This window comes from Nitrobacter sp. CN101 (genome assembly GCF_055390255.1).
The window spans coordinates 1,032,029-1,041,027 of the sequence record NZ_AP038833.1 but is presented as its reverse complement, the minus strand read 5'-3'; the positions used below and the strand labels follow the sequence as shown (position 1 = coordinate 1,041,027).

The window sequence follows — 8,999 nt, the reverse complement described above, 5'->3', positions numbered from 1 at the left end:
CATAAAGTAGTAAGGAACACGCAACATGTATATCGAAAATACGAACGACGCAACTCGCTCCGATAGCCCTCAATATTTGATCTACCTGAAGAACGGCCGCTGGCGGCCGGTTGACGTGTCGCCCGGCACGTTTGCAGTGATGTATCGCGGGCCTGTGGCGAGTCGTGTTCTCGCGAGCTGAGAGTGACGCAAAGTACTTTGCCTCACATCCGGATGCGAAGTTCCGATTGATGGTACGACCGAGAAATTTCTACCAGGGTTATTTCACTTTCACGATCACCACGCGGGACCCCGATGTCTATGCCGAGGGCGACGCGCCGGACATGGGATACTACGACTCGAATCAGGGCACGCCGCGCGATTGGATGTTTGCAGAGTGCGAGCGGATGCTCGCTGACCCGCACCGCTGTAGCGACTCGGAACGCTGGCTCGCAAGTCAGGGCACGCACCAATGACTCCCTTTGCTGAAGCTGGCCCCGCTCTCTTTGCGCGTGGATATTCGCCGATCCCGATCATGCCGGCGTCGAAGATGCCAGGGCAGTTCATTGAAGGCTCGTGGCGTCTCTACAAGGGATGGAATACTTGGTGCCTTGAGCGGCCGACGCAGTGGCACATCAGTCAGTGGTCATCCTGGCCCGAGGCGGCGGTCGGCGTCGCTTGCGGGCAAGGCTTGATCTGCATCGACATCGATCAGGAGTTCCTTCTTGATCCGATCCTTGCGATCCTCCCGTCGAGCCCGGTGCAGAAGAAGGGGCGCAAGGGCGTCTCACTGTTCTATCGTGGTGACACCGAGAAGATTAGGTCTCGCAATTATCGCACCGAAGAGCGCATCGGCCTGCTCGATCTGCTCGCCGAGGGCAAGCAAACCATCTTGCCGCCATCAATCCATCCCGACACCAACGAGCCATACTTCTGGTGGACGGATGCGACGCTCTGCGACACGCCCTTGTCTGAGCTTCCTGAACTGCCGGATGACATCGCAGACCGCATCGCCGAAGTCCTGAAGCCGTTCGGGTATGATCGTGACCGCGCCGAGATGGCGGTGGCGCTCGACATCGACGAGAGGCCGGCCGGCGTTGGTCAGTTCTATCGCAAGCTCAACGAAGATGCGCTCGCAAACCTGCATGTATGGGTGCCGGAACTGAAGCTGCCGAAGGGTAGGTTCCAAGGCCGCGTGTACCGCGCCGTCGCGCCGTGGCGAGGGTCAAGCTCGGGCCGGCCGATGGCACGGCGCAGCACCAATCTTTCGATCTCACCTGGCGGTATCGAGGACTTCGGGAGCGGCGAGCGGTTCACGCCGCTCAACCTCGTCATGAAGGCGCTCGAAATCCCCGAGTCATCGCTTGACACTGCCGTTGAATGGCTGGGCGGAAAGCTCGGCTATGACTTCTCCGAAGCTGAACTCGTCAATGGACCGAAGACGCTTGAGCGGATTAGAGCGCGTGATGCCGCAGTGCTGGAGCTTGCCTTCAACGGGCCTCCGGTCGTTACGGACCCCGATGATATCGAGCCGCCCGTTGCCGCACCGAAGTCCGAACTCACGCTCGCAGATCTGACGCATCCTCCCGGCCTGGTGGGTGAAATCATCGATTGGATTGAGGCCTCGGCGGAATATCCCTCGCGGGAAGCGGCCCTTGGCGCTGCAATCGGTATCGTCGCAACGATCATTGGTCGCCGGATTGCGGCCTCACCAAGTGAGGCGCGAACGAACTTTTACATGATCCTGCTAGCGGAGAGCGGATACGGAAAGAATCATCCTGGGACATGCGCGAAAAACCTTTTGACGGAGGCTGGGTTGGATCAATTCCTTGGCCCGTCGCGGTTCGCGAGCGCATCCGGTTTGCGAAAGACTGTCGCTGAACAACCGTCTGTTTTTTGCATTCAGGATGAGTACGGCGGCTTCCTCCGACAGATTGACGGGCCAAATGTCGGCGTTCACAACGCGACGATCCGGACGGACATGCTTGAATTTTTTTCGACCGCGGAGAGCGTCTATACCGGCACCGCTTACGCGCTCGGCTTAACTGAGAAGATTCACAATCCTAATCTTTCTATTCTTGGCATGAGCACGCCTTCCGATTTTTGGTCGGCAGTAACTTCGGCGCGCGGAGCCGACGGGTTTTTGCCACGGTTCATGCTTTTCAGTATCGATAGTCCCAAGCCCGCTCGGGTGACGCCAACGGCGTCGAAAGGGAAGCCCCCACCTCGATTGATTGAGCGGGTGCAAGCTCTCTATCACGCCGTGCATGGCGACGGGAATCTTACCGGCATCCACGCGGCGAGCGCATCCAAGGTTCGGCCGAGATATGTCGGCTGCACCGACGAGGCTCGCGCTATGCTTGACGACTTTGAACGCCGCATCAAGGACGCATTGGAGCAGGACGAGGCCAGGCGCAATCCATTCCTTAGTCGCGCTCTTGAGCACGCTATCAAACTCTCGTTGGTCATCGCAGTCGGTGACAGGCCAGAAACCACCGTGATCGACCCGGTGCACATGCGGTGGGCAATCGACATGGCGTGGCTCTCAACGTGCACCATGATCGGGGAAGCCGAATCCAAGATTGCCGATAACGATCGGCAGCGAGTCTACAATCTGATCTACGATCACATCCGCAAGGCTGGGCCCGAGGGGATTCAACCAAGCCGGGTGCTAGATCGATTCCGTGGCGCGATCCGGAGAGCGGACTGGAGAGAAATTAGCGAAGAGCTTTGCTTGACCGGGCGCGTTCAGTTGCACGAGATCAAGCCGCCTGGTGGGGGTCGGCCCAGCAAGCGGTACATTGCCCGTGAGTTCGTCCACGCAAACGACAATAATCGGGCCGGTGGAAAGGTGGTTCAGGGCGGTTCATAACCGCCCTTTTTTGTCAGCGCAGGCGACCGTTATTCGCGGGGAGTTTTTACAAAAACCGTCTGGAAAAAACTCCGAAAGAACTCAGAAGAAACTCGGAAAGAACTCTTCAAGGCGTCCACCGGAGGAGTTCTTTCGGAGTTTTTTCCAGTTTTTTCCAGACGGCTTTTGTAAAAACTCAGAGACAAAAACTAAAAGTAAATCATGTACTTACGATACAAAGAGAGAGTTTTTACAGTATTTTCCAGGTAGGTGTGTTTCCACCCTATCTCGATGGGCGAGAGTATATAGGGGTCGGATTTTGGAAAAAACCCGGATCGGGTCAAATCAGGAGGGCAAGCCTCACCCCTTCGTGGTGATTGGTCGCTCGCTAACACCGGCATGATCGCAAGCCGTCGACATGCTCTATGTCATGAAGATCGCGAAGCCGGTCGGGTGTAAACTGTACTATCGGTTCAGCTAAGATTTTGGCCTAGTTAACGAGCGCGACCCGGCAGGTCCGTTGAGCTTTGCATGCTCAACTTCTAACCCGCCGGCTCTCACGCTCCGCATCAATACCAACCATAGGGCTGGTAGCAGCCGTACCCGCCCCACCCCCACAACCATAATTCCCATACCCATAAGGGCCGCCGCCACCCCAGCCACCGCGCCCTACCCGTGCGCGGCCACAGCAATCTCACCCTTCCGCCGAAAGCTTTGCCCAGCATCAAGCCAGCCTTGTGGGCGATCTTTGGCTTTGGTAGTAGCCACTATCTTGCGAGCGGCGCAGTGTCCGATTGACACCGGTCGATGATCCGGAAGTCATCGAGCTTTTTCCCGGACCTGAGTTCTGCAGTCAGCCAGCGTGGTCGTTTTCCGCGACCGGACCAAGTTTCCAACGGCCGAGCAGGATTTCTGTACTTTGGAAAAACCCGCGGGTATGGGCGTCGCGATTGGTGGCTCGCCTTTGCAATGATGGCGGGTATATTTTGACCGAGCGCGCGCAATTTCTTCTCTAGCTCTGATCGTTCGGAAGATATCTTCCGCGTAAGTATCGAAACGACTAGCTCGTGAAGCGACCAAAGCTCATCTACGGACATAAAATCGAGATCATGACGGTTCATTGTCTAAACTCAGATGCTGACCTCCTACCGCAACGTAGGGTTGGCCGTAAGCTTGTCGGTTGTATTGCCTGTGGGTAGTGAGAGATTACACCTCGGCGCCTAAGAGAAAAGCCCCCGCAAGGGCAGCAGGCACGATAAGCGAGGGCCATGCGGCGCTTAGTCACCCTCATAGGACCTACAATTGCCAGAACCGCCGAACTCAGCGACGTTCGCACTACAGTCCGGAGCTCGGGTTTCGCCGATCGCGCGCAAGGGTGCGGAGAGAATATTTCCCGTGAGCAATTACAACCCGCCCCTATCGGTGATCGCGACCATGACGCTTCAAGAAGATGTCGCCTCATAGGGAACAGTCACATAAGAACTACGCCGGGTCACGCTCGCGATCACCGTCATGGCCGAAGGGGCGTCGGTGGTCGCCGCAAGCGCGATGCTCGTAAAGTTGGTCGAGATCCCCACCCAACGAACCTGCGACGACGAGACTTCAATCATCTCGCCTTCTGCGTCGACGACCTTGAGGCAACCACTGCACACCTCGTGGCTAATGGCGTGACAGTGCTCAGCGACGAGATGGACTACATCAACCGAAAGCTGCGGCTCTTCGTGGGTCGCGACGGCATCACCGTCGAGTTGGTACAGCAGGATCGTTAAATGCTTTTAGCCAGTTCATCGCTAACGCAACAGGAGCCAAGCAATATTGACACACCCGGCCTCTTCACGTCCGAGCACCTGAAGCATTACTCGCAGCCTGCGAGAGCGCCTGTACCGCTTTCGCGGGCTGGCGTAAAATCGCGGCGATGCCATCGTAGTTGCACAAAACCGACGGAGGTCAGTATGCGAATGAATATGACGAACATAGTGGGAGCACTTTGCGCCGTCGCGATGGCCGGGAGCGCAAACGCTGCGATCAAGGAGGAGCCGGTCACCTATATGGACGGCGTGACGACCATGAAGGGGTTCGTCGTATACGACGATACAACCCAAGCCAAGCGGCCCGGGATCGTGATGGTGCATGAATGGTGGGGCATCACCAAGCACATCCATAACGAGGCACGAAACTTCGCAAAGCAGGGCTACACGGTCTTGATTTCTGATATGTACGGAGACGCCAAGACCGCCGACAACCCGAAGGACGCCGGCGCGCTCTCGTCGTCGGTGATGAAAAACCCGACGGTGATGGAGTCGCGCTTCAATGCAGCTCGGGATGAACTCGCCAAGCAACCGTCGGTCAATTCCCAGCGGATCGGCGCCGTTGGTTATTGCTTCGGTGGCACGGTCGTGCTGAACATGGCACGCGCCGGCGCGGACCTCGCCGCTGTCGCGGGCTTTCACGCATCACTTGGTCTCAATACGCCCGCGCCCAGGCCGGGAGCCGTTAAAGCGAAAATTCTCATACTTAACGGCGCGGACGACCCGCTCCTCAAGCGTGAGCAGTACGATGCGCTGAAGAAGGACTTCGACGCAGCAAAGGTCGATTATCGGGTCATCCAGTATCCCGGCGCGGTGCACGCGTTCACAAACCCTGAAGCGACCGAGCTTGGCAATAAATTCAACCTGCCGCTCAGGTACGACGCCAAGGCGGATCAGGAATCGAAGGCCGAAGCTGACAAATTCTTTACCGCGCACCTAAAGAAATAAGTCTGGGGGCGGATCGCTGATTCCCTCATTCGGCTCGATGGGTAGGCGCCCTCAGGCTAACTGCAGAGGCCCATGATCATCGCAATGATCACCGTGCGGATGGTGCAGCCGGCCGTCTACGAGGTAATCGACATGATCACCATGCGGCACCTTTACATGTCCGCAGCCTGGGCCGTGAGAATGCGAGCAGTGGACCTGAGGGGTGCAGTTCACGGGATTTGCGGCATCGATCGCGATGACATGTTCGTCCACATGATCCTCGTGCATATGGTGAAGATGACCATCGTGAAGATAGTCCACATGGCCGTCATGGCGAACCGCGGTGTGTCCGCAATTGGGGCCATGGCGATGAGGATGGCTCTCATGGTGTTTTTCGGTACAAGTGGCCATCGGCAGACTCCATATGCGTGGGGGCCCCGCCCACTTAAAATAGTGCGAAAGGCAACGCTGCCAAGGTGCGCAAAGTCAACGCGAGCGCAACGAACGAATGCTCGCACGGCGAAGGATTGAAGCCGATCAAGATCGGAAGCAGCGCGGATCGAAGGCAATTGAAAGCGAAGCGTTTTAAATCGCTCGATTTCAGCCGACCGCGCGATGCGGAGCGACCGGACCATGCCCGCAGCCATGATCCGCGACCACGCGGTGACGGTCGTGCGTAGCCTTCATCAACCTGAACGCATCTGAATATAATTCTCTCAAACACTTTATTGAGAGACATTTATTCTATTATTGCGATGCACAAAGGTAAAAGGTACTTCCAGACGGGGGTGGGGGTGCGGGTGACGGACAACCCCGACGTCCGTCCAGGTGAAAAAAAATAAAAGTAGGTTGTTGTTCTCGATATGAGGTTTGGCGGCGGTGGCTGGTGCGTTTGAAGGGATATTCCTTTGGGCTGTGGCGAGATAGTCCCAGGGCGCATCCTGCGTGCAGATTCACTGACGCAGGTTTTTAAAAATGCGCCGTCGCTACCGCCCATATGACCCTCGCGAAGATGGGCCGCTACACCGTTACAAGAACCTTCGGCCCGGCTACCGGCGCGCGGTCACTATGCCGGAGCGTGTCAGCCCTCATGTGAAGCTGGTCTTCGCAGAGCTAGCTCGGCAACAGCGGACCTATGACGAACTAGAAGCCGCCAGTGGGGTGCGAAGGCCAACCGTCAAGCAATGGCGTCGTAAGAACGCACCTAGCCTTGAGTCTCTCGAAGCGGTGCTGAACAGCCTTGGATTCCACTTTGTCGCTGTGCCTGCTCATGTGGAAATGCTCCCGCCGGCCGTTGCCGCAAAGGCCGCCGAACTCGCAGCGTTCGCGAAGATGGAATTGGGCGAGGTTTGGAGCGCTGCCGTACAGATCGCCGCGCTTCAACTTGCTTCAACCGCCGAGGGCGAGCGTATCCTTGCCGCGCTTGATGCTGAACGCGCGGCACGCCACGCCGCGAACGACAATGTAAAGCGCCGCCGCCGCAAGAGCGCCGCTTAAGGGTATCTCGAACCGCCCCGACAAGCGTCTCAGCTTTTCCCATACTCCGACCGTTGCTTGGTTCATTTCCTCACCAAGTAACGCCAGTGAAGACTGGGCCGGTGCGTTTCATATGCAATGCACCGGCCATTTTTTGGAATGGACACGATGACTCGCTTTCTTTCTCGCACCCAAGCGGCCAGGCGCTGCGGGCGCTGCCACCGCACCATGCGCAACCTGGCCAAGCGTGGCGAAGGCCCACCGTTTTTGCTGATCGGAAATCGCCCGGCCTACCCGGAGGGCGCGCTCGATCGGTGGTTAGCAGACAATATGCATGGAGACTCGCAATGGGCCTGAGTGCTTACCTCGACGAACCGTTGAGCCAGTTCATTGCTCGCCAAAAGCGGGCCGGCGCATCAATGCCGGCAGCCGAAGCTGATCAGACGCGTCGTGCGGATGCGGCCTTGCAACGTGCAGAAGCGGCTGAACGTCGCGCCATCGCCGCCGAACAGAGGGCAGCAGCCGCCGAACGCCGCGCAGCCGAGCGTTCCCCAGCGAAGCCGACACAGCAAATCACCGCGCCAGCGCCAGCCGCGCGGCATGTTCCAAAGGAAATCCCGGTCATGACTGCAAACCAGAAACTTCTGTTTCAGTCGGTCGCGACGACCACGGCACGGCTTACCGCCGCGCGGCAATCTCTTGAGGGTGCACGACTCCGCGCGCGCACCTGCATGACCGGCGACGGACCTGTCGTGCTTGCGTTACATATCGAGGCCGAAGCGTTCAATGCCTGGCTCAAAGCGAGCGAAGCATTCCAGGCCTGCCGGGACTAAAGGCATGGCCCGCAAGAACACTATCCGTGAGGCACGTGCAGCATCGCAAGCTTATGCCGCGTCTCTGCGCCGCCTGACCACCGCTAGAGCGCTTCACTCACCTGACACGCTCGAACTCTCTGCCGCCGAATACATGGCCCGCACCCACCATCAGCGCACACTCGCCGCGCTCAACACCTGACAGAAAGAAGACAAACTATGGGTATCCTCGAAAAATTCTTCCCCGCCAAGACCGCCATCACGTCGGCAACCATCAAGGCGGAAATCGATTACAGCGAGTCTGAAATCATCCGGCTCAACGCAGAGATCAGTCCGAAGCTTGCGGCCATCGCGACGATGACCGACGCGGAGCATGTAAGGGCTGAGGCGGATATCGCCGTCACCAAGAGAGCGATCAAGCGACTCGACGCGCGCATTGCACACCTGCAGTCAGAACTCCCCGCCGTGCTCGCTGCGGAAGAAGCGGCCGCAAAAGCAACCGCCGACGCCGTGTTGATCGAGCGCACCAACGAGTGCCGGAAGGCGAACGAAAAGGAAGCCGCGAAGCTTTTGGCCGCCTATGACGAGCACGCCAACGCGATCTGCGAAATCATCGCCAAGCTGAAAGCGATGGACGCTGAACGCGAGGCTATCAACAAAGAGCTGCGCACCAACGCCGTCTGCGAGCCGGTGCGAAGCTACGTAGACATTCACCGCACCACCCCCGGCACCGAAGGCACGGAACAGCGCGCGAAGGTGCCATGCTGGATTTACCGCTATCCGGGTAGCCCCCCCGACACGAAGGAGACGAAGTATCAGTATGAAGCACCGCGCGAGGAAGTGCGACGCGCAGCCATTGGCCCGGATGGCGAGCCAGTGCGCGGCGCTACCGAGATTCACAATTACTACGGCCGAGAGATCATCATCACGCCGACGTTGGAAAAGCGCGAAATGGTAGTTTCTCGAACCCGACCGAAGGCCCCTCGTTACGAGGACTCGCTTGAAGGTGTGAGGTTGCCGCCCGGCTTCGCGAAAAGCGGCAAGTGGCATTGGCCGCGCCAGTGAGATCGTTGAAGCACCCCGTCGAGAAATCGGCGGGGTGTGCGAGCGTCGGCAAGTCAATGTGACCGTAGATCAACCACGTGA

The 8,999-nt window shown here is 58.2% G+C and carries 13 protein-coding genes; 11 read left to right on the top strand and 2 right to left on the bottom strand.

Annotated elements, in window-relative coordinates; translation table 11 throughout:
• Nucleotides 1-25: 25 nt before the first annotated feature.
• The 3 genes from ACZ5IL_RS05030 to ACZ5IL_RS05020 are packed head-to-tail and all read left to right on the top strand — an operon-like array spanning nucleotide 26 to nucleotide 2,851.
• Entirely contained in the window at nucleotides 26-181 is a 156-nt protein-coding gene (locus tag ACZ5IL_RS05030) for a hypothetical protein (RefSeq protein WP_464595531.1), read from the top strand.
• Nucleotides 182-230: 49 nt separating this feature from the next.
• Entirely contained in the window at nucleotides 231-455 is a 225-nt protein-coding gene (locus ACZ5IL_RS05025) for a hypothetical protein (protein WP_464595530.1), read from the top strand.
• Nucleotides 452-2,851 carry a bifunctional DNA primase/polymerase gene (locus tag ACZ5IL_RS05020; RefSeq protein ID WP_464595529.1) on the top strand — a complete coding sequence of 800 codons (2,400 nt, stop codon included), beginning with the start codon at nucleotides 452-454 and terminating at the stop codon, nucleotides 2,849-2,851. Before ACZ5IL_RS05025 ends, ACZ5IL_RS05020 begins: the two co-directional genes overlap by 4 nt.
• A gap of 746 nt (nucleotides 2,852-3,597) precedes the next feature.
• Here the strand turns inward: ACZ5IL_RS05020 and ACZ5IL_RS05015 are convergent.
• Nucleotides 3,598-3,927, bottom strand: coding sequence for an H-NS histone family protein (locus ACZ5IL_RS05015; protein WP_464596824.1), 330 nt, complete (start codon nucleotides 3,925-3,927; stop codon nucleotides 3,598-3,600).
• Nucleotides 3,928-4,272: 345 nt separating this feature from the next.
• Nucleotides 4,273-4,440: a hypothetical protein gene (locus ACZ5IL_RS05010; RefSeq protein ID WP_464596995.1), complete on the bottom strand. Its 168-nt coding sequence runs from the start codon at nucleotides 4,438-4,440 to the stop codon at nucleotides 4,273-4,275.
• On the opposite strand from ACZ5IL_RS05010, the gene ACZ5IL_RS05005 reads away from it, so the two are divergent.
• From ACZ5IL_RS05005 to ACZ5IL_RS04970, 8 genes are all read left to right on the top strand, one after another.
• Nucleotides 4,417-4,599 carry a VOC family protein gene (locus ACZ5IL_RS05005; RefSeq protein WP_464596822.1) on the top strand — a complete coding sequence of 61 codons (183 nt, stop codon included), beginning with the start codon at nucleotides 4,417-4,419 and terminating at the stop codon, nucleotides 4,597-4,599. The genes ACZ5IL_RS05010 and ACZ5IL_RS05005 overlap by 24 nt on opposite strands.
• Before the next feature lie 195 nt (nucleotides 4,600-4,794).
• The gene (locus tag ACZ5IL_RS05000) at nucleotides 4,795-5,586 is read left to right on the top strand and encodes a dienelactone hydrolase family protein (protein ID WP_464595528.1); all 792 of its coding nucleotides are present in this window, start codon (nucleotides 4,795-4,797) and stop codon (nucleotides 5,584-5,586) included.
• A 72-nt stretch (nucleotides 5,587-5,658) separates the two neighbouring features.
• Nucleotides 5,659-6,096 carry a hypothetical protein gene (locus ACZ5IL_RS04995; RefSeq protein ID WP_464595527.1) on the top strand — a complete coding sequence of 146 codons (438 nt, stop codon included), beginning with the start codon at nucleotides 5,659-5,661 and terminating at the stop codon, nucleotides 6,094-6,096.
• 444 nt (nucleotides 6,097-6,540) lie between these two features.
• Nucleotides 6,541-7,062, top strand: a complete 522-nt coding sequence (locus ACZ5IL_RS04990; RefSeq protein ID WP_464595526.1) for a hypothetical protein — start codon at nucleotides 6,541-6,543, stop codon at nucleotides 7,060-7,062.
• Nucleotides 7,063-7,179: 117 nt separating this feature from the next.
• Entirely contained in the window at nucleotides 7,180-7,398 is a 219-nt protein-coding gene (locus ACZ5IL_RS04985; RefSeq protein ID WP_464595525.1) for a helix-turn-helix transcriptional regulator, read from the top strand.
• Complete coding sequence (locus ACZ5IL_RS04980) at nucleotides 7,389-7,874, top strand: hypothetical protein (RefSeq protein ID WP_464595523.1); 486 nt, start codon at nucleotides 7,389-7,391, stop codon at nucleotides 7,872-7,874. Before ACZ5IL_RS04985 ends, ACZ5IL_RS04980 begins: the two co-directional genes overlap by 10 nt.
• A gap of 4 nt (nucleotides 7,875-7,878) precedes the next feature.
• Nucleotides 7,879-8,055, top strand: a complete 177-nt coding sequence (locus ACZ5IL_RS04975; protein WP_464595522.1) for a hypothetical protein — start codon at nucleotides 7,879-7,881, stop codon at nucleotides 8,053-8,055.
• A 17-nt stretch (nucleotides 8,056-8,072) separates the two neighbouring features.
• Entirely contained in the window at nucleotides 8,073-8,918 is an 846-nt protein-coding gene (locus ACZ5IL_RS04970; protein WP_464595521.1) for a hypothetical protein, read from the top strand.
• Nucleotides 8,919-8,999 lie beyond the last annotated feature (81 nt).

Bases quoted from the DNA above. Each gene is read 5' to 3' on its own strand.
- ACZ5IL_RS05030 (WP_464595531.1), top strand. From the start codon at position 26: ATGTATATCGAAAATACGAACGACGCAACTCGCTCCGATAGCCCTCAA.
- ACZ5IL_RS05025 (WP_464595530.1), top strand. From the start codon at position 231: ATGGTACGACCGAGAAATTTCTACCAGGGTTATTTCACTTTCACGATC.
- ACZ5IL_RS05020 (WP_464595529.1), top strand. From the start codon at position 452: ATGACTCCCTTTGCTGAAGCTGGCCCCGCTCTCTTTGCGCGTGGATAT.
- ACZ5IL_RS05015 (WP_464596824.1), bottom strand. From the start codon at position 3,927: ATGTCCGTAGATGAGCTTTGGTCGCTTCACGAGCTAGTCGTTTCGATA.
- ACZ5IL_RS05010 (WP_464596995.1), bottom strand. From the start codon at position 4,440: ATGATTGAAGTCTCGTCGTCGCAGGTTCGTTGGGTGGGGATCTCGACC.
- ACZ5IL_RS05000 (WP_464595528.1), top strand. From the start codon at position 4,795: ATGACGAACATAGTGGGAGCACTTTGCGCCGTCGCGATGGCCGGGAGC.
- ACZ5IL_RS04995 (WP_464595527.1), top strand. From the start codon at position 5,659: ATGATCATCGCAATGATCACCGTGCGGATGGTGCAGCCGGCCGTCTAC.
- ACZ5IL_RS04990 (WP_464595526.1), top strand. From the start codon at position 6,541: ATGCGCCGTCGCTACCGCCCATATGACCCTCGCGAAGATGGGCCGCTA.
- ACZ5IL_RS04985 (WP_464595525.1), top strand. From the start codon at position 7,180: ATGCACCGGCCATTTTTTGGAATGGACACGATGACTCGCTTTCTTTCT.
- ACZ5IL_RS04980 (WP_464595523.1), top strand. From the start codon at position 7,389: ATGGGCCTGAGTGCTTACCTCGACGAACCGTTGAGCCAGTTCATTGCT.
- ACZ5IL_RS04975 (WP_464595522.1), top strand. From the start codon at position 7,879: ATGGCCCGCAAGAACACTATCCGTGAGGCACGTGCAGCATCGCAAGCT.
- ACZ5IL_RS04970 (WP_464595521.1), top strand. From the start codon at position 8,073: ATGGGTATCCTCGAAAAATTCTTCCCCGCCAAGACCGCCATCACGTCG.